Below are 19,906 nucleotides of genomic sequence, written 5' to 3' on the forward strand. Positions count from 1 at the left end.
TTTTCTGTCGCTGGCGATGCGTGCGGCATCGTCTGCACGCCGATGCTCAGATAAATGGCGCACTGGCCGATAACGATCTTATCTCCTCTGACATGAGCCTCCCGACATGCTAAAAAATCTTAAAATTACACACGGCATTCTGGCCGTACTGGCCATTTTTATTACGTTACTCACCCTGACCGGTTTTCTGTTTTATAACGGCGTCGCGAAGGCCGATAAAAACTTTGTGGCGGCCGAACAGCTGACGCTGCAGCAGCAGCATCTGAGCGATGCGGTTAAAACCCTGATCAAAACCCGCGTCACCATCAACCGCGTGGCGATCCGTTTCCTGAAAAATCAGCAGGACCCTAAATCGCTGGCGGCGATGGCGGCGCTGCTGGAGCAGGCACAACAGTCAGCGGAAAGGGCCAATGCGGATTTCAGCGCGTGGCAGGCGATGCCGCGCAGAGCCGGGCAGGGTGAGGCGCAGTCGGCGCAGGTTGAAACCGCCTATAGGCAGATGCGTGACACCATGCTGGCCTCTGTTACCTTCCTGAAGCAGGGCAACTATCCGGCCTACGGTAACCTCGAGGCGCAGGCGGCGCAGGATCAGCTCGACAGCGCCTATGAAGCCTGGCGGGCGGTGAACATCCAGCTGATGAAAGATACCTCTCTGCATAACCAGCGCAGCCTGACGGATGCGCTCTGGGCGCTGCTGACTATCGGCCTCATCACCGCGGTGATCGGCGTGGCGGTCTGGATCGGACTGCAGAAACTGCTGATTGGCCCGCTGGCCAGGCTGACCGGCCATATGCGCGCCATCTCTGCGGGCGATCTCACTGCGACGATCCAGCCGGAAGGCCGTAACGAAATGGGGCTGCTGACGCAGGAGCTGCAGCAGATGCGTGACGCACTGGTGGTGACCATCACTTCAGTCGATGAGGCGACCCGCTCTATCTTTACCGGCGCGGCGGAAATTTCAGCCGGCAGCACCGATCTCTCCTCCCGTACCGAGCAGCAGGCGGCCGCGCTGGAACAGACCGCCGCAAGCATGGAGCAGCTCACGTCTACGGTGAAACTCAACGCGGACAATGCGCAGCAGGCCACCACGGTATCCAAAGAGGCGTCAGCCACGGCGCAGAAGGGGGGCGAAACCGTTGCCCGGGTTATCGCAAACATGGATCAGATTAGCGAAAGTTCCAGCCAGATCGCCGGGATTACCGCCATTATCGACAGCATTGCCTTCCAGACCAATATTCTGGCGCTGAACGCCGCCGTGGAAGCCGCGCGCGCCGGTGAGCAGGGCCGGGGATTTGCGGTAGTGGCGGGGGAAGTCCGCTCGCTGGCCGGACGCAGCGCCAGTGCGGCGCAGGAGATCCGTGGGCTGATCGAGCGCTCCGCCGAGCGCATCAAAACCGGCGCCGGTCATGCTTCTCAGGCGGGCGTGGCGATGGAGAGCATCGTGAAGTCGGTCAGCCGGGTAACGCAGCTGATCGAAGAGATCGCGGCGTCCTCCACAGAGCAGACCCGCGGCATTGAGCAGGTCTGCATTGCGGTCTCGGAAATGGATGGGGTAACGCAGCAGAATGCCGCGCTGGTGGAAGAGTCCGCCACGGCCGCCGCCTCGCTGGAGGATCAGGCCAGCACGCTGCGCAAAACGGTCTCAGTCTTTAAAACCAGCAGCCTGCGGGCAGCGTTCTCCGCCGCGCCGGTGGCGAAGGCGCTGGTCGTGCCAGCCCGTCAGCCTGTCGCCGTGACGGACAATGATAACTGGCAGAGCTTCTGACAACGGCGGAGATCCCGCGATGGCATAAAAAAACCGCCCCGGAGGGCGGTTTTTCTTTAACGCAATCTGTCAGGCCGGAACCGACTGCGCCTTCTGGCTGCGTGACCAGACGCGGTGCGCCTTCATCGCCTGCGTAAACGCAGACATCAGCGCGCGCTCTGCCGAATCACCTTCCACGATCCCCTCTTCCTGATCGCCATCGTTGAGGCCGAACTGCGCTTTAAAGCGGCGTGCGTCGCCCACCAGGCCGATCACCTTGAGATGCTTGTAGGCTTCCAGCAGGAAGTAACGGGCATCGCCGCTTAACAGCAGGGCGTCGATATTGCCATCCGGCACGATCGCGGCATCAAAGGTCAGTGACGGCAGACCGGCGAAGGTTGCATCCACCGGCAGCACTGACCCATCATCGGCCCGCACCTGACCCATGTGCGGCGCCAGCAGCTTAGCGTGGACGCCTTCCGCCTTCAGCGCCTGCAGGATGGCCAGCACATCTGCGGCTTTCACGCCGTCGCTGAGCAGCAGCGCCACCTGGCGGCCTTTGATCTCTCCGCCCGGCACGGCGTAGAGACTCAGGCTCTCATCCTGAGTCAGGCCGTTCACCGCCGCAGGCGGCTGAATGTTGCGCTGCTCGTCGGTCAGCGCGATACCCAGGTTATCCGCCACGCCCTGCGCCAGTTTCAGGTCGATGCGCGCCAGATGGTCCACGACACGCTCGCGAATATAGGCTCGGCCCACTTTACTTAACTCAAACGAGTAGGCCCCGATGATGTGCTGCTGCTCGAACGCCGTCTGGCTGTTCCAGAACAGGCGCGGCTGGGCGTAGTATTCACCGAACGACGGGCTGCGCTCACGCACCTTATGGCCTTCCACACGCTCCTGATAGCTCTCGAAGCCGCCGCCTTTCGCCGCCGGTGGGGTTTCACGCGGCCAGTTATCGTTGATGGAGTTCGGCTCGTAGTTCGCCGGATTGGTATCGATATCCTGACGATGCATCCCCTGACGCTGGAAGTTGTGGTAAGGGCAGGTTGGACGGTTGATCGGGATCTCATGGAAGTTCGGCCCGCCCAGGCGGCTGATCTGCGTGTCGGTGTAAGAGAAGAGACGACCCTGCAGCAGCGGATCGTTGGAGAAGTCCAGACCGGGCACGATATGGCCCGGATGGAACGCCACCTGCTCGGTTTCCGCAAAGAAGTTGTCCGGGTTGCGGTTAAGCACCATCCTGCCAACGATCTCTACCGGCACCAGCGCTTCCGGGATCAGCTTGGTAGCATCGAGAATATCGAAGTCATATTTGAACTCATCCTCTTCCGGGATCAGCTGCAGGCCCAGCTCATATTCCGGGAAATCACCGGCTTCGATCGCTTCCCAGAGGTCGCGACGGTGGAAATCGGGATCGCGACCGGTGAGTTTCTGCGACTCATCCCACAGCAGCGAGGCTTTACCGGCCACCGGCTTCCAGTGGAAGCGGACAAAGGTAGCTTTGCCTTCGGCGTTGATCAGACGGAAGGTGTGAATACCAAAGCCTTCCATGGTGCGGTAGCTGCGCGGGATGCCACGGTCAGACATCGCCCAGATCACGTTGTGCATGGTTTCCGGCTGCAGAGAGACGTAGTCCCAGAAGGTGTCATGGGCGCTCTGGCCCTGTGGGATCTCGTTGTGCGGTTCCGGCTTAACGGCATGCACGAAGTCAGGGAATTTATGCGCATCCTGAATAAAGAAGACCGGCGTGTTGTTGCCGACCAGATCGAAAACGCCCTCTTCGGTGTAGAACTTGGCGGCAAAACCGCGAATATCACGCACGGTATCCGCGGAACCGGCACCGCCCTGAACCGTGGAGAAACGGACAAACACGGGGGTAATCTGCTCCGGGTCGCTGAGGAACTGCGCTTTGGTCAGATCTTTCAGTGAGCGGTAAGGCTGGAAATAGCCATGGGCGGCCGATCCGCGGGCGTGGACGATACGCTCGGGGATACGCTCGTGGTCAAAGTGCGTGATTTTCTCGCGCAGAATAAAGTCTTCCAGCAGCGTCGGACCGCGCGACCCGGCGGTCAGGGAGTTCTGATCGTTGGCGATGCGCGTACCCTGATTGGTGGTCAGGGCCTGATGGGTGCCGTTTTTACGGCTGGCTTCAAGCTGGTCGAGTTTGGCGTTGTGTGTCTGCGGAGCTTTCAGGCTGCCTGGTGCGGTAGGCTGTTTGCCGGGCGGTGTCGGTTCAGCGGGTGGCTGATGTGAACCATCTTTGGGTGCCAGCGATCCCAGACCCGGCTCTGAGGATTCGGGACCGGTGGTGGGCGCACGTTCGCTCAGGGGTTTCTTCTCTGTATCTTTCGACATTAATCCATGCTCCAGCGGTTATTTAACTTTCAACGACACTAAATATAGAACAACCTGAACAATCGTGAGGGTTAACCGGCCATTTAACCGCCGCACACGTTCCTTTTTTATCCGGACAGAAACCGCCGCTTATCTCTGCACCTCTCCTGTCGCTACGCTTATCGATGCCCGAACCGTCTGGCTTAGCGGCGGGTCAGGCCGCGCCCGCCATACGAATAATCCGGTCTGCTGACGTTCCGGCGTTGTCCGCCAGCAGGTCAGCGCAGAGGCCGGAAAGGGCTGGAAATGGTTAAACAAAATTAACGTCACAGCCGGAAACTTTTCGTTGAGTTTGGAAATGTTATATCATAACATTTTGCGCAATTGTAACGATGAGTGAGGATGGGGTTGTGGCAAATCTGACAGGTCAGTGGATTGGGGTCATCGGGGCGCTGTTAATCAGCCAGCAGGCGCTGGCGCACGGCACGCATACGCATGGAAAACCGCTCTCTGCGATGGAGCAGAAGGCGGCAGAAGGCGTTTTTGCTGACAGCGATGTGAAAGATCGTCCGCTCTCTGACTGGGACGGACTGTGGCAGTCGGTCTATCCGCTGCTGCAGAGCGGAGAGCTGGACCCGGTCTGGCAGAAGAAAGCGCAGCAGACGCTCGGTAAAACGGCAGAGGAGATTAAAGCCTATTACCGCAAAGGCTACGCCACTAACGTTACGACGATCGGCATCGAAAACGGTGTCATGGAGTTTCACGTCGGGGAGCAGGTCAGCGCCTGTCACTACCGCTACGCGGGCCATAAAATTCTGACCTATACGTCAGGCAAAAAAGGGGTGCGTTACCTGTTTGAGTGCCAGGATGCGGACAGCAAAGCGCCCAGATATGTGCAGTTCAGCGACCACACCATCGGCCCGCGCAAGTCTGCGCATTTCCATATCTTTATGGGCAACGTGTCGCAGCAGGCTCTGCTGACGGAGATGGAGAACTGGCCGACCTGGTACCCTTATCAGATGACCAATGCGCAGGTCGTGGAGGAGATGCTGCATCACTGAGCAGGGCAGCGGCCCGACCAATCCGTGCAACACGGCGGGTTAAGCGTGGCCGGGCGCGGCTTTCTCACGATCCTGATCGGGTACGCTTTGCGGCCCGGTCAGCCGTCAGAAAGGTTTCCACACACTTTCCAGACCGGAGGGTCCGGCCCGACGCGATTGCCGCACACTGGGGCGGGCAGCCGCTTCGCCCGCGCCGCGCCGGCACGTCTCACCCTGTATAAGTACGCCTCCTGCGGCTATTCCGCTCAACGCCGTGGCTCACGACTGGCTGGTCGCCAGCGGCCTGTTACACTTCTGATAAGCATAAATCAGGAGCAGACATGAAATTAGGCTTTGCATGTAAGTATCTTAACCCCGAGGGGAAACAGTTTTTTCCGTTTCGCGCGACCACCCGTAAACGCTTTCTGAGTTTATCGCACGACGAACGCTACCAGCTGCTGTATGAGATCGCCGTAACCAATCTCAATCATCTCTTCCTGACGCTGGAGCAGCTGGCGACGTTGCCGCCGTCACTCAGGATGATGCGTATCGGCAGCGACCTGCTGCCCCTCTACACGGTGCCCGAAGCCGCACCGCTGTTTGCTGAATTTCTGCCGGCGCTCTATTCGCAGTTTGCCCGCTGTGGCGAGCTGGCGCGGGCGCACCAGATCCGGCTCTCATTCCATCCGGGGCAGTATACCGTGCTGGCCTCCGACAACCCTGATGTGGTGACGCGGGCGCTGGAGGATGTGGAGTATCACACTCTCTGCGCCTGCCTGATGGGCTACGGTAAAACCTTCCAGGATTTTAAAATTAACATCCATATGAATGGCAAGGCGGGCTTCGACGGCTTTAAGCAGTCGTTTAACCGGCTCAGCCCGGAAGCGCGGCTGATGCTGACGGTGGAAAACGATGAAATCTCCTGCTCGCTGGATGATGTGCTGCAGGCGGCCCCGCTCTGTCCGGTAGTGCTGGATATCCATCACCACTGGGTAAAAGAGAGCGAATTTATCCAGCCCGATGATGCGCGTGTGGCGAGCGTCATCGACTCCTGGCGCGGCGTCCGGCCGGTGCTGCACTATTCGATTTCGCAGGAGGGGATTATTCCGGCGCAGGGCTGGCCCGATCAGCAGCAGCTGGGGGTGAGCAAAAGCAAACTGCGGGCGCACTCCGACTATTTCTTTAATCCGACGCTGAATGCGTGGGCGCTGTCGTTCCGGGATTTCGACATCATGTGTGAAGTGAAAATGAAGAATCTGGCGCGGGAGCCGCTCTACCAGTGGGGAATAGCGCAGCAGCTGGTGGCCGATCCGCAGGCGGAATCGGCCGGGGAACAGCCGGTTAAATAATGGCAACGCCGCCCGTCACGGCGATGGTGGCCCCTGAAATGTAGCTGGCCTCATCGCTGGCCAGCATCACATAGGTGGGTGCCAGTTCCGCAGGCTGACCGGCACGCTGCAGCGGCACTTCGCTGCCGAAATTTTTCACCTGTTCAACCGGCATGGTTGACGGGATCAGCGGCGTCCAGATCGGGCCAGGCGCGACCGCATTGGCCCGGATACCTTTTTCAGCCAGCAGGGCCGCCAGGCCGCCGGAGAAGTTTACAATCGCGGCTTTGGTGGCGGAGTAGGCGAGCAGCTTTGGTTTCGGCTGGTCGGCATTGATTGAGGCGGTATTAATGATCGAGCCGCCTGCTGGCATATGCCGCGTGGCCGCTTTACTGAGGTAGAACATCGCATAGAGGTTGGTCTTCATCGTCCGATCGAACTCATCATCGCTGATTGCATCCAGCGATTCGCGCGTCATCTGATAGGCCGCGTTGTTCACCAGAATATGGATTTCGCCAAACGCCTCGACGGCCTGGTCAACCAGCGCGTTGCAGTGTGACGCCTCGGTAATGTCGCCAGGCACCAGCAGCGCCTTCCGGCCCGCCGCCTCCACCAGCCGGGCAGTATCCTGCGCATCCTCATGCTCATCAAGATAAGAGATCAGCACATCGGCACCCTCGCGGGCAAACGCAATGGCGACCGCCCGGCCGATGCCGGAGTCGCCGCCGGTAATAATCGCTTTTTTACCCGCCAGCCGGCCTGAACCCTGATAGCTCTCTTCACCGTGGTCGGGCTGAGGCTGCATCGCGGCCGTGCTGCCAGGCCAGCTCTGCTGCTGCTCTGCGAAAGGGGGCTGTGGACGCTGAGTAGATGACATGACGTTTCCTCCATAAAAGACAGGGTAATCCGGTCCGGGCATCAGGCCCGGACCGGAGAGCGATCAGGGTTTCGGCGGGGTGATGCCGTCAATCTGCTCGGACTGAGCGCCGGAGCCGGGACGGGCATTACCCAGCAGCGGCTCGTCGCCCAGAATATCGGGCTGCTGTTTCGCGCTGAAGTGACCCCGGCCATCGTAAGCCGGGCCGCTGCTCCAGCGGCCTTCCGGCAGCGGCTTATCCAGCGAGGTGTTCAGGCAATAATAGGCGTGCTCCTGCGCCTCATGCTCCTGCGGGAAGCTGTTCGGGATCGGCAGCGAGGCGTTCAGGCCACCCATCTCTTCGATGACGGCCAGCCACTGCTGCTGGTGCAGGGTGTCACGGGCGATCAGGAAGGAGAGGAAATCCTTCATGCCCTTATCTTCGGTCATATTGTAGAGCCGGGTCGCCAGCACGCGGCCCGTCGCTTCTGCGGTAACGTTCGCCAGCATGTCGGCGGCCACGTTGCCGGAGGCGTAGATATGGCTCATATCAAACGGCATGCCGTTGGCGTTCACCGGCATCGCCGCCAGTCCCGAGGAGAGGATATGGCGCGGATTCATGCCGCCCAGAATGGCGTTGACCACCGGATCTTTCGCCGACGCTTCCTGATAAGAGAGCGGGGCGCCTTCAAGGTTGAGTGCCACGGCGTAGCCCAGCATTTCGATATGGCTCAGCTCTTCCGTCGCGGTCGAGATCAGCAGATCGCGGATCCGGACATCACCCCGTGCGCCCATTGCCTGGAAAAAATATTGCATCGCTACACGAATCTCACCCTCGACGCCACCGATGGCCTGCTGGAGCAGCATGGCAAACTCAGGGTCGGGCTTTTCCACACGAACCGGAAATTGAAGTTTTGATGAATGATGAAACATGATTATTTTCCTCGTCTGTGTTTGCAGTGAATGCAGAAAAAGCCTGGACACAGATAACGGATAAATAAAGCGGAACGAGAGCAATTAACCGGGATTAATGGTGAAATAATCGGCAAAATAGCCTTTAAGCGGAGCGATATAAGGTTATACGTGCGGTGTCAGATTGGTGCCGGGAAGGGGGCAGGCGCTGCAAAGGGCGGAAATAAAAAAGCCCCAAAAAATGGGGCCGATTCCGGTCGGGAAATGCATCCATGCTAATTCGCGTTCCCTCATAACAGACACAGGTTATCAGCTGTTGCTGGTCACCGACGCGCGCTGAAGAACGTGTTCAAGCGCCTGACGGTAAATATCCTGCTTCATCACATCACGTTCGCTCTCCAGGTGGTGAATCAGGCCCAGCACGATATCTTTATCGGAGACGTGGGCTTTTGCGCGAGCGAGTTCGGCATGGACGGCAGTAATCACCTGCTGTTCGGTGCTCAGCGCGGTACCAGAGTTCATGAAGTAATCTGAAATCTGAGACTCTGTATTCATCGTTGTTTGCATGGTCAGGCCTCATAAAAAATTGGGGGAGACAGGTTGATTGCGATCCGCTAAACGGCGTTGCAAAAAAAATTGCATCTGAAGGTGGAAATCCACAACACCTTCAGATGCGGTGCAATGCACCTTTCGTTACAAGTGATTTAACATCACGACGTAAAGTTATACAAGAAAGGCAAAGTTGTACAATAAAATTTGAAAAAATTTTTTCTGGTCGGTGGTGTATTCAGAATGCAACTTTAAAAGCGTACGTGAGAAACCCTGGTTTAGTTATTAAAATACAATTACTTAAAATTAATTTTCGTCAGAGTGACAATGTTGCGTTAACGATAGTGAAGTTTTTTAATCGTTATAACGGGATGCTGAACACTCTTGCTGACGGCGGATTGCAGCAAAACCTGTACAGGTTTCAGGGCGGAAAATGTGCAGGATCGCGTCCGGCTGTCGCATTCCTGTCCATCCGGTACGCGGCGCAGCATAATTCGCTTCACACCTCCGGTTCAGACCGCTAAGGTTGACCCCCTTATCCATTGCAAGGAAACGATCATGGTCCACGACTATTTTGCACTCCCTCCGGCAGGTATCACCCAGGAACAACATAAACGCGCGATCGCTGTTGCGGCTGCGCTCTCTGTAGCAAAAGAGTCCGTCAGCGCCTCAACGTCTGCAACCGGCTCGAAGACCTCCTGGGATCTGCAGGCTGTGGCGAATGAAATAGCGAATCTGGCTGATGCGATTCAGGATGCGCTGGAGAGTGACAGCGGAGTGTAAATCCGGGAGGTGCGCCTGACGTATTTACGCTGGGCCGGAGCAGCGTTCAGCCGCGCCGGTAACATCCGGCAGGCAGACGCTGCCGGAGGGGCGTCTATTCCATGCCTGGCGGCTCATACTTAATATATTGTCTCAGGGCATCATGGATGGCCCGATTATTACCGTCCTCCAGTCCGCGTTCGGCATATTCCTTCGCCAGCGCCGCCAGCACATCGTCAAATTTCCCTTTGTAATTGAGATTATTCAGCGCTATTTGCTGGCCCAGTATCGCTTTTAATACTGTGGTCTCAACTGTTAGCTGTGCAACGGTCTCTTCCAGCTTTCTGATGCGATCGTCGTCTGCCATAACTCCTCCATGCCTGAAAAAAGGCAGAATAACCCTCTCACCCTCTATATTCAAACGTCTGTCTGAACCGGAAAGCAGATGTCAGATTTTCCTTAAGTCAGAATAATTCACGGCGTAATTTATAAGAGGCGTTACTGTGAGCAAGGCAGAGCAATATGTTGCCGCTGCGCTGAAAGTAACCCGATTTTGTTTACTATCCCGGCACTGAAAAAACAGCGATTAAAAAAAAGTGTCGGGTCATCAGGTGTTTTACTTAAAAAAGGGCCAGAGCACTTGATTAAAGGGGGAAATAGCTATTACTGTATTTATATACAGTAACATGGAAAAAGGAGTAACATTGTGGAATTCATTAAACCTGCGGACATGCTCGCTATCCTGCCGCTGCCGCTCTATATCGAACGTGTCCCGTGCGGCTTTCCCTCACCGGCGCAGGATTATGTTGAACAGCGCATCGACCTGAATGCGCTGATGGTCCAGCATCCCAGCGCCACCTATTTTGTCCGCGTCAGCGGCGAGTCGATGATTGAGGCGGGCATCAACGATGGCGATATGCTGGTGGTCGACAGTTCCCTTACCGCCGCCCATGGCGATATCGTGGTCGCCGCCGTCGACGGCGAATTTACCGTTAAGCGTCTTCAGCTTCATCCCTGCCTGCAACTGATGCCGATGAATACTAAATTCAAACCGATCGCTATTCAGACCGAAGATGTGCTGGAAGTGTTTGGTGTTGTTACCTTTGTGATTAAAGCGACGCACTGACCATGTTCGCGCTGGTCGATGTGAACTGCTTCTATGCATCATGCGAAACCGTTTTCCGGCCCGATCTGAAAGGCAAACCGGTGGTGGTGCTGTCGAACAATGACGGCTGTGTGATTGCGCGCAGCGCCGAGGCAAAGAAAGCTGGCATTAAAATGGGTGCACCCTATTTTAAAATGCGCGAAGAGCTGACGCGTCACGCGGTACAGGTCTTCAGCTCAAATTACGCGCTCTATGCCGACATGAGCCATCGGGTGATGACCATCCTCGAAGAGATGGCCCCCTCGGTAGAAATCTACTCGATCGACGAGGCGTTTATGGATCTCACCGGCGTGCAGAACTGCATAGCGCTGGAGACCTTTGGCCGACAGGTCAAAGAACGGATCCGCAAAGAGACCCATCTGACCGTCGGCGTCGGCATTGCACAGACCAAAACGCTGGCAAAACTGGCGAATTTTGCGGCCAAAAAGTGGAGTAAAACCGGCGGCATTGTCGATTTATCGGACCCCGAACGACAGAAAAAGCTGCTGGCACTGGTCGATGTGGCTGACGTCTGGGGCGTGGGGCACCGAATCGGCAAACGACTCAACGCCATGGGCGTCATGACGGCGAAAGATCTGGCCGATCAAAGCACCGAATCCATTCGCAAACAGTTCAGCGTGGTGATGGAGCGCACCGTCAGAGAACTGCGTGGCGAATCCTGCCTGGAACTGGAATCAGTGACACCGGATAAGCAGCAAATCATGTGTTCACGTTCGTTTGGCAGCCGCATCTCCGATTATGACCAGATGCGCGAAGCCGTCTGTGCCTATGCGGAGCGCGCGGCAGAGAAACTGCGTCGCGAGAACCAGTATTGTCGTCAGATAGGGGTATTTCTGCGCACCAGCCCGCACGCGACTGACGAACCCTTTTATGGCAATCAGTCTATAGAGAAGCTACTGATCCCGACGCAGGACACCCGCGACATCATCAACGTTGCACTAGCGTGTCTGGATAACATCTGGATTAAGGGATATCGCTATATCAAGGCGGGCATTGTGCTGGGGGATTTTTTCAGTCAGGGCGTGGCCCAGCTTGATCTGTTTGATGAGCATCAGCCACGCCGCAACAGCCAGGAGCTGATGCAGCTGATGGATAAAATTAACAAAACTGGCAGCGGAAAACTCTGGTTTGCCGGGCAGGGGATCAATAAGGCCTGGGCAATGAAGCGTGAGATGCTGTCACCTGCTTACACTACACGGATAGCGGATTTGCCGGTAGTTGCGGTTAAGTAGGCCGGATCATTTTCCCGGCTACTGAAACCGCGAGGTCTGCTAAATGTCTCTTGCCCGGGTTTCTTCCGCAAAGCACTGCTCCAGCGCCGTAATCACGGCCCTGATGCGTGCAACTTTTTGTAGATCCGGATGGAGCACCAGCCAGATATCCACCGGGTCACGTTTTTCGGGAAATACCGGGATTAATTGCGGATCGCAGTCAGCTAAAAATGTCGAGAGCAGGCCGATGCCAATCCCGCGTTTAATTGCGGACTGCATCAGCAGTTGTGTATTACATTCCAGCACGACTTGCTGGCTGTTTACTGCAAAGCCACACAGGTTTTGTCGATGACGTGGCACCATGTCAGCCGGAAACATAACCAGTTGATGACCCGTTAATCCGCTTTCTTGCTGCGGTTCTCCGAGCCGCTCAAAATAGCGCTGGCTGGCATAAAGCCCCATAGCAATGGTCGCTAGTCGTTTAACGATTAACTCTTCAGAATCAGGTCGGGCACCACGAATAGCGATATCCGCACTGCGGTACGAGATATCGGAGAAACCTATTCCGGTCAGTAAGGTTACGGTGATGTCCGGGTATTGTTCACGCAGGCGCTGAATGGCAGGTATGACAAACATGGTGGCGAGTGTGTCTGTGCTGGCGATGCGCACGTTACCTGCAGGGATGCTATCGCTGCAGGCGGCTTTGCGGCTCATCGCCTGCATGGCACTTTCCATCGCACTGGCTTCTGCCATCACCTGCTCGCCAAACTCGCTCAGCGTGAAAGCGCGAGGCGTACGTATAAATAACCGGGAACTGAGCGCGCTTTCGAACGCTGCGATACGGCGTCCGACTGTTGCCTGATCGACGTTTAACGATTTTGAGGCACCCCGCAACGTTTTTTGTCTCGCTAATGCGAGGAAAAAACGAACATCATCCCAGTTCATCTACTGCTCCATGTTATTTATAACTAAACGCACATCTTCAGATTGATCAAAAAAGCATCAGAAATCATAAGTCATATCATAAAAAGCACTATGAAATTATAAGTATTTTTGCATTATTGTGAAGCATTAATGCAACTTTAAAAATTTCAAATTGTGACTATGATGGGCCGTTTTTTGGATATAGGTGCGATGCGTTTTGTTATGTGAAGCCTCCCATATAACGCACATTTTTTCCTCATTAATGCTGATTGTCTTTATTTTTATTCTAATGGATTTAGAAAATGAAATTATTTGAAGATGATTTTTTTAACACTACCTGCCCGACGTTTAATTCAGATAAAGTTGTTGAAAGAAAAAATAGCCGAACAGATGTTGCTTTGAATTGTGCTGAGGTCCTTATTGCTGAAATACAGAATAAGCAAATTAGTCACATTTTTTTAGTGCCTGGTAAGTTGATTTATCCAATTGTTAAGGCGCTGGAAAAAACATCGATTGTCGGGATTATGGGGGCACATGAAACTGCCTGCGGGTTTATGGCTGACGGTTATGCCCGAGGTAGCCGAAGATTTGGTGTTTGTTTAGGTATCTCAGGGCCTGGTACAATGAATTTCTTACCGGCGATGGCAGCGGCTCGGGCTGACAGAATACCTGTGCTCTATATTACTGGCGGCGTAGCGACTTATCACGAAGCACAGGGCGCCTTTCAGGATGGTAGTAATGGCGGACTTGATGAGTTATCTGTTGTGAAACCTTTAGTTAACAGTGCTATTGAAATAAAGACGCCTTGTGTTTTTAATCATGAAATGCGACGAACCTTCGACCAGCTTAATGTTCAGAGGAAAGGTTGCGCCTATTTAAATATACCCGTAAACATTCAAAAAGAACCTCAACAAGATCATTCAGTAAAGATAAAAAGTATTCGGCATGGATTTGCTATTGATACTTGCGCGTTGGATGTGCTTATTCACGATTATCTTTGCCGCGACTTTAATGTCGCCATACTGGCAGGTAGTGGTGTTAACAATTGCCATGATGCGACCTTACTAAAAAACGTAGCCGAAAAATTTTCCATTCCGGTAGCGACTACACTTTCAGGTAAAGGGGCTTTTCCTGAAAAACATCCTTTAGCCCTTGGTCTGTATGGTTTCGCTGGACATACACGCGCGATAAAAACTATCAACGATCCTGCTGTAGATGTTTTAATTGTTTTAGGCAGTGATTTAACACAGCGAGATAGCCTTAACTGGTGCCCTGAACTGCACGGTAATAAAACGTTAATATTTATTGATGATGATTTCCAAAAAAACTGCTCACATTATCAACCTGATATTCATATATTCTCTAATCTTAGCAAAACCCTGGATTACCTTGTCAGTAGCAGGATAGGGAGAAACACGCTTTTGTTAGCGGCTAAACAGAAGCGTTCGCGCTGGATATCTGATGTTCGTAAATTATCATTAACGGTTTCTAAAACCTCGCTGTTTACCAAACAGGACGAAGAGGATAAACACTTATTTGCTGGTGATGTCGTCCACTATTTACGCAATCTTATGCCTGAAGATACTAATGTTGTTGTTGATTCAGGTGCACATAGAATCTTTATGGCCCACTACTGGTCCGCTACCGGCATTGGTGACTATCATACTTCCAGCGAGCTTGCCCCCATGGGTTGGGCTATCTGCGCGGGTATCGGTATTAAACTTGCCCAGCCAGAGCGGCCTTGTATGGTGGTGACTGGTGATGGCTGCATGCTGATGCACGGTATAGAAATTCAGACGGCTGCACGTTACGGTATTAAAACGCTGTTTGTGGTGATAAACAACCAGGCCCACGGCGCTATGCACATTGATACATTGCATCAACGCGGTATTTCTGCGGACTTTACCCGGCTTCCCACTCATGACTGGGTCGGCTTTGCGACAAGCCTGGGTGTTACAGCCACTTGCGTTAAACACCTGGCAGAATTAAGCACAGCCGTAAACGCAGCGAAGGAACATCCCGGACCTTTCCTGATCGAAATTGTTGTCGGTAATCATAGCACGCCGAATCGTTACTACTCACAAAGCGTAACGGCTTATGAAGCACGAATCGCGGCGCAGGCGGTTTCTGCGTTACCGCAGGAATAAAATAGTTGGGGAATCATTATGTTTAATTTCCGAAGTTCAATAATTACACTTGCCGCCATACTCAGTATCAATATAGCAATAGCGAAAGAGGGCGTTGAAAAAAACATACTATTGAAAACCGAGCGATCATGGAATGGTGATGTCTATCATGCTTACCCTGGCGGTACGCCTGAAATCACCGTTTTGAAAGTGGAAGTTGCTCCTGAACATGTTCTTCCATGGCACTACCATGCGTGTATAAGTACAGTCTATATGACGCATGGGAATGTAACACTCACTATGAAGAACTCAGGAAAAAAAATGACCTTCTCTGAAGGCGAGACTTTTAGTGACACGGTGAACTCAGTTCATGAGGGGGTTTCTGGCCGTGAGGGAGCAGGCATGTTGGTCTTTTTTGCATGTTCAAAAAATACACTGCTTACAACTCAAATTGCAAACGATAAAAATCCTGATTAACTGGAGATGCAGTACGCTTATGGCTATTTTATGGATGCTGCTAGCCTGTGTTTTCTTTTCATTAATGAACGCAGAAATCAAGGTGCTGTCAACAGAAGTGAGTTTTTTTGAGATAATTTTCTTTCGCTGTTTTATTAGTGTGCTTATCATGGCTGCAATAATGTCTTTTAAAGGCATCTCTTTTAAGCCTGGTGAGCCACTATTGCATTTTAAACGTGCATCATTGGGTAATGGAGCAATGTATTGTGGTTTCTATTCTCTTATGCACCTGCCTGTGGCAATGGCCACGACATTAAGTTATACCAACCCCATGTTTCAAGGGTTAATTATGATATTAATCCAAAAAGGAAATGCATCCCGCCGCATATTGATGTCAATTTTACTTGGTTTTTTAGGGGTAGTGATTTTATTGCACCCTGACATTCCTGTCAGTAGCCATATTTTTATCATGGCTGGGCTTTTTTCGGGACTGCTTACTGCTCTTGCCTATTATAATGTCAGTAAATTGACCCGATGTGGGGAACCAATCCTGAGAGTTGTATTCTGGTTTTCATTGCCAGGTGCGGTTATAGGGTTCGGTGTATGTCTGGTTTCTGGTATCACTTTTCCGACGGCAAATCAACTTATTGCTCTCATCGCAGTTGGTGGATTTGGTACTATTGGGCAATTAGCCATGACGCGAGCATATAGTATTGGAGAAACAACCACGGTGAGTGTTATTTCCTATAGTACAATTATTTTCACGGCATTTATTGGTTATTATTTTTTTGGCGAAAAAATATCAATAATCGCTGCAGGAGGCATGCTATGTATAGCACTGTCCGGTATCCTTGTATCAATAAAGAAACATCCATCGCCAGGGGGTAAAATTCCAATTGAAGATGCAAATATGCAACAATCTTAAAGCCATTATTTTTTTCACTCTTTTGAGTGGAGTAACGTCTACGCTAAGTATGGATGTCGTAAACAGGCTTACCTCCATCATCAATGTCACTCCCCCATTAAATATTAATTTTATTGGTAATTTGTTATCGCAATGGTTGCAAGGGGATTTTGTTTTTTCTCATCCTGGTGAAGTTACAGTCAGCAAATATGGATTGCTGGCAGGCTATTTATTTCATTATTTTGCAGGCGTTGCATTGGCTTTTCCTTATTGCTGGCTATTCCTGAAGGTGAGGTTTTTTACTCACCTATCGATCCTGAAAAGTGCTCTTTATGGGCTGATATGTTCATCGATTACACTACTGGTTATCTATCCTTCGGTCGGGTTGGGGTTATGCGGGTTGAAAAACGGGAGTTATGAATTATTAACAGCAGCTCTGATTAATCATTTTGTTTATGGCCTGGCCTTATTGGCGAGTTGTAACGTTATAAACCGTATCCAGGGTAACACGACACATTGAGTACGGATTATCAAGCTGCATAAATGAATGCCTGTGATGCAATCTTGCCTCTGCTATGGGGAGCAAGCAGGCTTTATCATGAATGTGTTTGCTGCTCTGTGAAATCAGCATTAGCTGCACAGAGTTGATTTATCTACAGTTCGGGAAATAAAAATGTCAGAAGTGTTAACTATCGATAGTCGTCCGACAGACAAAAATAATTCTGCTTCCAAAAAGAGCGTTTTATTCTTTCTTGCACTGGCGCTGGTTGCTGCTTTATTGAATAGCAGTGCACCAACGCCGCTTTATCCCCTCTATCAACAGCAGCTAGGTTTAACCGCCGTCAGCCTGACAATGATTTATGGCGCGTATGCGGCCGGTGTCTTGATTGCGTTATTCAGCGTAGGAAATCTTGCAGGGAAAGTTGCCGACCTGCGCAGCCTGATGATGCCTGCGCTACTGGCCGTCTTCGCGGGAGCCTTGCTGTTTTCACTCGCCGATTCATTTGCCTGTCTGTTTATGGCACGCCTGCTGGCGGGCGTAGGAACCGGGGCATTAACCGGTGCAGCGAATATTGCCCTTTTGCGTTTTGGCCCTAAAGATGGCGGTAAAGCTGCGGCTCTGCTCGCCACGCTTTCTTTCACCACCGGTCTGGCTCTGGGGCCCGTTTTTAGCGGCGTGGCGATTCAGACCAATTTCCACAGCCAGACGTTGCCGTTTCTGCTGATTATGAGCACGGCTGCAATTGCCCTTATCGGATTACGTTTTAGCTGGCCAGCGCATCATCATGATCAAGCCAGGGTTGCGCCATCCTCATCTGTTCTTTCAGCGGATACGACACTTAAAGCCGGACTGAAAGCGACTGGCATACGTTTTTTCCTGTGTGCGGGCGCTCTGTTTATGAGTTGGGCGTTTGCCGCCAGTATTTTGTCCATTGGACCGTCGGTATCGGAGCATCTGCTCGGCATTCATAGTCAGGGCGTTTATGGCTACGTGATTGCGGTGTACTTAATGGTGGCCGGTATCAGTCAGATTTTGAGCCGCCGGATTAGCGCTCGCACGTCTCTCGCTGCCGGCTGTTTTACTCAGGCCATTTCGATTGTGTTTTTTACCTGGGCTATCAGCACCCACTCTTTAGTATGGGCATGCACAGGACTGCTTGTGGCTGGATATTCCTATGGCGCCATCTTTGTGGGAAGTGCGACCCTGCTAAATATGATCTCTCCTGCAGCCAGTCACGCAAAACTGATTTCATTGTTCTATGTCATTGCCTATATCGCTAACTGGGTGCCCGTGCTGTTAGGTGCGGTGGTGGATCATGCCAGCCTGAATCTGGCTATTGATTTGCTGTTCAGCGTCGGTGGGATTATCTGTCTGCTGCTGAGCATCGCGGTGTTTTGGACAAAGATGGAAAAACGCGCCTGATTTTCAGAATCAGATCGTGCCTGATTTTTGCCAGGCCGATCTGAGGACCGGCCAATGCGCGCTTAAAACCACGCCACCTGACTGCCTGTTTCGATCAGCAAAGCCATGCTGGCAGCGTTTTGATATTGAGGAATGCATCGCTCATCGTCTGATGCAGCTGATGGATAAAATTAACGAAACCGGCAGCGGAAAACGCTGGTTTGCCGGGCAGGGGGATCAATAAGGCCTGGCGAGGAAGCACGAGATGCTGTCACCTTGTGCCACACGGATAGCGGATTTGCCGGTGGCGGCAGTTAGGCCGGTGCGTGTCCGGCCTCCTCTGTTGCTGACGTAGCCATGTCCGCTAAAAGCTTTTTTTATCACGCGCGGAATAGCGCCAGAGGTTATGCTTCTCCTGGTCCGATGAGTGGTTTTTCATCGGGTTGTTAAGGTTCATGACCAGGCAGATATAATGAATTTCACGCAATTTGAAGCCAGAATAAAGCAATGGCCCGCTATCTCTTTTACTACGATTATCCTGTCCCGCCATCACAATGACCATGAGATCTACGCGATTGACGATAGCAGTACGGTAAAAACCCGGCTTTTTTTATGCCAGGCGGAGGATGAAAATCATGCCAGCCTGTTAATTAAGCAGTTCACCTTCTGGCTGATGAAATTCAATGCCGCTCAGCGCGCCCTGCAAGAGGACAAAGCGTGCGTAAAGATATCGTTATTATCTGAATAAGCAGTGTCTGGCCTTCGCCTCTGATGGTGCCGGGCGTCGCTCAGCACCGGCTGACAGGGGTCTTGCAGGCAGTGCGGCCTGTGGCGCGTCGGCGGCAGATGACGTGCTGTCGCGCTGACCATCTATACTTGTTGCCCATGCCTGAGATAGAATCGCTGTCGATTTTGACAGGAATGCACGATCTCAGACCGGTAACGATGATCACGACAGCCACAGCGCATAAAAACAGAGAGCGAGGACGTCCCAGAGAGTTCGATATTGAACAGGCTCTGGATCACGCCATGACCGTTTTCCGGCAAAAAGGGTATCACGCGGCCTCGATAACCGATCTGGGTGAGGCGATGAACCTCTCCGCAGGCAGCATCTACAAAGCCTTTAAAGATAAACGTTCGCTATTCCTGCTGGTGTTCGAGCGCTACCTGGCGCTGCGCAACGCCGATCTGCATCGTCGTCTGGCACCCTGCGTCAGCGGGCGGGAAAAAGTTACTGAACTCTTGCAGTTTTATCTGGACTCCGCTCGTGCGACAGAAGGACGGTGCGGCTGCCTCGTCGTTTCCAGCGCGATTGCGCTGCAGACCCTGGATGCGGAACTGGCACAGCGTATCAACGATGTAGTTCAGCGTAACCAGCGCTTCCTGGTCACGCTGCTGGCGCTGGGTCAGAAAGATGGTTCCATCGATAACACACTGGACAGGGAAGCGGCAGCCGGTCTGATCCTCTGCATCGCCTTTGGTATGCGGGTGGCAGGTAAGGTCAGTGATGTCACGAATGAGCAGGAGACACTGGCACTGGCACTGAAAGTACTGGGATAATCATGCTGCGCTCAGGCAGAATAGCGCGCCATGATCTGCGGCCCGTCACTTTCGCAACGGGCTTCTTCGCCAGCTTCCACACCGCATCCGTGCCTTACAACAGGTCGAAATGCTTCCGATCAGCCTGATCCG

Annotated in this window: 19 protein-coding genes; 13 read left to right on the forward strand and 6 right to left on the reverse strand. The window is 53.0% G+C overall.

What is annotated here, in order from left to right:
- The first annotated feature begins 106 nt into the window (after window positions 1–106).
- Entirely contained in the window at window positions 107–1,765 is a 1,659-nt protein-coding gene (locus ACR6AS_RS04895; protein ID WP_434161314.1) for a methyl-accepting chemotaxis protein, read from the forward strand.
- Window positions 1,766–1,834: 69 nt separating this feature from the next.
- On the opposite strand, the gene katE is transcribed toward ACR6AS_RS04895, so the two are convergent.
- Entirely contained in the window at window positions 1,835–4,099 is a 2,265-nt protein-coding gene (gene katE, locus ACR6AS_RS04900; RefSeq protein ID WP_293769885.1) for a catalase HPII, read from the reverse strand.
- 389 nt (window positions 4,100–4,488) lie between these two features.
- Between katE and zinT the strand changes: the two genes are divergently transcribed.
- Entirely contained in the window at window positions 4,489–5,139 is a 651-nt protein-coding gene (gene zinT / locus ACR6AS_RS04905; RefSeq protein WP_418798185.1) for a metal-binding protein ZinT, read from the forward strand.
- Between the two features lie 320 nt (window positions 5,140–5,459).
- Window positions 5,460–6,467, forward strand: coding sequence for an apurinic/apyrimidinic endonuclease family protein (locus tag ACR6AS_RS04910; protein ID WP_293769888.1), 1,008 nt, complete (start codon window positions 5,460–5,462; stop codon window positions 6,465–6,467).
- Here ACR6AS_RS04910 and ACR6AS_RS04915 read toward each other — a convergent pair.
- From ACR6AS_RS04915 to ACR6AS_RS04925, 3 genes are all read right to left on the reverse strand, one after another.
- Entirely contained in the window at window positions 6,460–7,323 is an 864-nt protein-coding gene (locus ACR6AS_RS04915; RefSeq protein ID WP_111142011.1) for a glucose 1-dehydrogenase, read from the reverse strand. The two genes, ACR6AS_RS04910 and ACR6AS_RS04915, sit on opposite strands and share 8 nt — an antisense overlap.
- A 63-nt stretch (window positions 7,324–7,386) precedes the next feature.
- A complete protein-coding gene (locus tag ACR6AS_RS04920; RefSeq protein WP_111142010.1) occupies window positions 7,387–8,235 on the reverse strand; it encodes a manganese catalase family protein in 849 nt (282 codons plus the stop codon).
- A 288-nt stretch (window positions 8,236–8,523) separates the two neighbouring features.
- Entirely contained in the window at window positions 8,524–8,781 is a 258-nt protein-coding gene (locus ACR6AS_RS04925; RefSeq protein WP_111142009.1) for a biofilm development regulator YmgB/AriR family protein, read from the reverse strand.
- A gap of 540 nt (window positions 8,782–9,321) precedes the next feature.
- Here ACR6AS_RS04925 and ACR6AS_RS04930 point away from each other — a divergent pair.
- Window positions 9,322–9,546, forward strand: coding sequence for a hypothetical protein (locus ACR6AS_RS04930; protein WP_293769894.1), 225 nt, complete (start codon window positions 9,322–9,324; stop codon window positions 9,544–9,546).
- Window positions 9,547–9,640: 94 nt separating this feature from the next.
- Here the strand turns inward: ACR6AS_RS04930 and ACR6AS_RS04935 are convergent, their stop codons facing one another.
- Entirely contained in the window at window positions 9,641–9,892 is a 252-nt protein-coding gene (locus ACR6AS_RS04935) for a hypothetical protein (protein WP_293769896.1), read from the reverse strand.
- 339 nt (window positions 9,893–10,231) lie between these two features.
- Between ACR6AS_RS04935 and umuD the strand changes: the two genes are divergently transcribed.
- Together umuD and umuC are read left to right on the forward strand one after the other, a co-directional pair.
- On the forward strand, window positions 10,232–10,651 hold the full coding sequence (gene umuD / locus ACR6AS_RS04940; protein WP_293769898.1) for a translesion error-prone DNA polymerase V autoproteolytic subunit: 420 nt from the start codon (window positions 10,232–10,234) through the stop codon (window positions 10,649–10,651).
- Between the two features lie 2 nt (window positions 10,652–10,653).
- Window positions 10,654–11,922, forward strand: coding sequence for a translesion error-prone DNA polymerase V subunit UmuC (gene umuC, locus ACR6AS_RS04945; protein WP_111141159.1), 1,269 nt, complete (start codon window positions 10,654–10,656; stop codon window positions 11,920–11,922).
- Window positions 11,923–11,961: 39 nt separating this feature from the next.
- Here the strand turns inward: umuC and ACR6AS_RS04950 are convergent, their stop codons facing one another.
- Window positions 11,962–12,846 (reverse strand): LysR family transcriptional regulator, encoded by an 885-nt coding sequence (locus tag ACR6AS_RS04950; RefSeq protein ID WP_111141158.1) that lies wholly within the window; start codon window positions 12,844–12,846, stop codon window positions 11,962–11,964.
- Window positions 12,847–13,127: 281 nt separating this feature from the next.
- Here ACR6AS_RS04950 and ACR6AS_RS04955 point away from each other — a divergent pair, with 281 nt between their 5' ends.
- The 7 genes from ACR6AS_RS04955 to ACR6AS_RS04985 all read left to right on the forward strand — a co-directional run bounded on the left by ACR6AS_RS04955 (window position 13,128) and on the right by ACR6AS_RS04985 (window position 19,774).
- Complete coding sequence (locus ACR6AS_RS04955) at window positions 13,128–14,972, forward strand: thiamine pyrophosphate-binding protein (RefSeq protein WP_111141157.1); 1,845 nt, start codon at window positions 13,128–13,130, stop codon at window positions 14,970–14,972.
- A gap of 18 nt (window positions 14,973–14,990) precedes the next feature.
- Complete coding sequence (locus tag ACR6AS_RS04960) at window positions 14,991–15,428, forward strand: cupin domain-containing protein (RefSeq protein WP_111141156.1); 438 nt, start codon at window positions 14,991–14,993, stop codon at window positions 15,426–15,428.
- 19 nt (window positions 15,429–15,447) lie between these two features.
- Window positions 15,448–16,332 (forward strand): DMT family transporter, encoded by an 885-nt coding sequence (locus ACR6AS_RS04965; RefSeq protein WP_111141155.1) that lies wholly within the window; start codon window positions 15,448–15,450, stop codon window positions 16,330–16,332.
- Window positions 16,310–16,831, forward strand: a complete 522-nt coding sequence (locus ACR6AS_RS04970) for a DUF2938 family protein (protein WP_434161977.1) — start codon at window positions 16,310–16,312, stop codon at window positions 16,829–16,831. The genes ACR6AS_RS04965 and ACR6AS_RS04970 overlap by 23 nt, the downstream gene beginning before the upstream one ends.
- 153 nt (window positions 16,832–16,984) lie before the next feature.
- Window positions 16,985–18,235, forward strand: a complete 1,251-nt coding sequence (locus ACR6AS_RS04975) for an MFS transporter (protein WP_111141153.1) — start codon at window positions 16,985–16,987, stop codon at window positions 18,233–18,235.
- A 451-nt stretch (window positions 18,236–18,686) separates the two neighbouring features.
- A complete protein-coding gene (locus tag ACR6AS_RS04980) occupies window positions 18,687–18,962 on the forward strand; it encodes a hypothetical protein (RefSeq protein WP_111141151.1) in 276 nt (91 codons plus the stop codon).
- Between the two features lie 197 nt (window positions 18,963–19,159).
- On the forward strand, window positions 19,160–19,774 hold the full coding sequence (locus tag ACR6AS_RS04985) for a TetR/AcrR family transcriptional regulator (protein WP_111141150.1): 615 nt from the start codon (window positions 19,160–19,162) through the stop codon (window positions 19,772–19,774).
- Window positions 19,775–19,906 lie beyond the last annotated feature (132 nt).

This window comes from Pantoea phosphatilytica (assembly GCF_051025615.1).
In the GTDB taxonomy this organism is placed as follows: Bacteria; Pseudomonadota; Gammaproteobacteria; order Enterobacterales; family Enterobacteriaceae; genus Pantoea.

What these genes read in the sequence shown, in the direction of transcription:
- ACR6AS_RS04895 (WP_434161314.1), top strand. Translation starts at nt 107, where the DNA reads ATGCTAAAAAATCTTAAAATTACACACGGCATTCTGGCCGTACTGGCC.
- katE (WP_293769885.1), bottom strand. Translation starts at nt 4,099, where the DNA reads ATGTCGAAAGATACAGAGAAGAAACCCCTGAGCGAACGTGCGCCCACC.
- ACR6AS_RS04910 (WP_293769888.1), top strand. Translation starts at nt 5,460, where the DNA reads ATGAAATTAGGCTTTGCATGTAAGTATCTTAACCCCGAGGGGAAACAG.
- ACR6AS_RS04915 (WP_111142011.1), bottom strand. Translation starts at nt 7,323, where the DNA reads ATGTCATCTACTCAGCGTCCACAGCCCCCTTTCGCAGAGCAGCAGCAG.
- ACR6AS_RS04920 (WP_111142010.1), bottom strand. Translation starts at nt 8,235, where the DNA reads ATGTTTCATCATTCATCAAAACTTCAATTTCCGGTTCGTGTGGAAAAG.
- ACR6AS_RS04925 (WP_111142009.1), bottom strand. Translation starts at nt 8,781, where the DNA reads ATGCAAACAACGATGAATACAGAGTCTCAGATTTCAGATTACTTCATG.
- ACR6AS_RS04930 (WP_293769894.1), top strand. Translation starts at nt 9,322, where the DNA reads ATGGTCCACGACTATTTTGCACTCCCTCCGGCAGGTATCACCCAGGAA.
- ACR6AS_RS04935 (WP_293769896.1), bottom strand. Translation starts at nt 9,892, where the DNA reads ATGGCAGACGACGATCGCATCAGAAAGCTGGAAGAGACCGTTGCACAG.
- umuC (WP_111141159.1), top strand. Translation starts at nt 10,654, where the DNA reads ATGTTCGCGCTGGTCGATGTGAACTGCTTCTATGCATCATGCGAAACC.
- ACR6AS_RS04950 (WP_111141158.1), bottom strand. Translation starts at nt 12,846, where the DNA reads ATGAACTGGGATGATGTTCGTTTTTTCCTCGCATTAGCGAGACAAAAA.
- ACR6AS_RS04955 (WP_111141157.1), top strand. Translation starts at nt 13,128, where the DNA reads ATGAAATTATTTGAAGATGATTTTTTTAACACTACCTGCCCGACGTTT.
- ACR6AS_RS04960 (WP_111141156.1), top strand. Translation starts at nt 14,991, where the DNA reads ATGTTTAATTTCCGAAGTTCAATAATTACACTTGCCGCCATACTCAGT.
- ACR6AS_RS04965 (WP_111141155.1), top strand. Translation starts at nt 15,448, where the DNA reads ATGGCTATTTTATGGATGCTGCTAGCCTGTGTTTTCTTTTCATTAATG.
- ACR6AS_RS04970 (WP_434161977.1), top strand. Translation starts at nt 16,310, where the DNA reads ATGCAAATATGCAACAATCTTAAAGCCATTATTTTTTTCACTCTTTTG.
- ACR6AS_RS04975 (WP_111141153.1), top strand. Translation starts at nt 16,985, where the DNA reads ATGTCAGAAGTGTTAACTATCGATAGTCGTCCGACAGACAAAAATAAT.
- ACR6AS_RS04980 (WP_111141151.1), top strand. Translation starts at nt 18,687, where the DNA reads ATGAATTTCACGCAATTTGAAGCCAGAATAAAGCAATGGCCCGCTATC.
- ACR6AS_RS04985 (WP_111141150.1), top strand. Translation starts at nt 19,160, where the DNA reads ATGATCACGACAGCCACAGCGCATAAAAACAGAGAGCGAGGACGTCCC.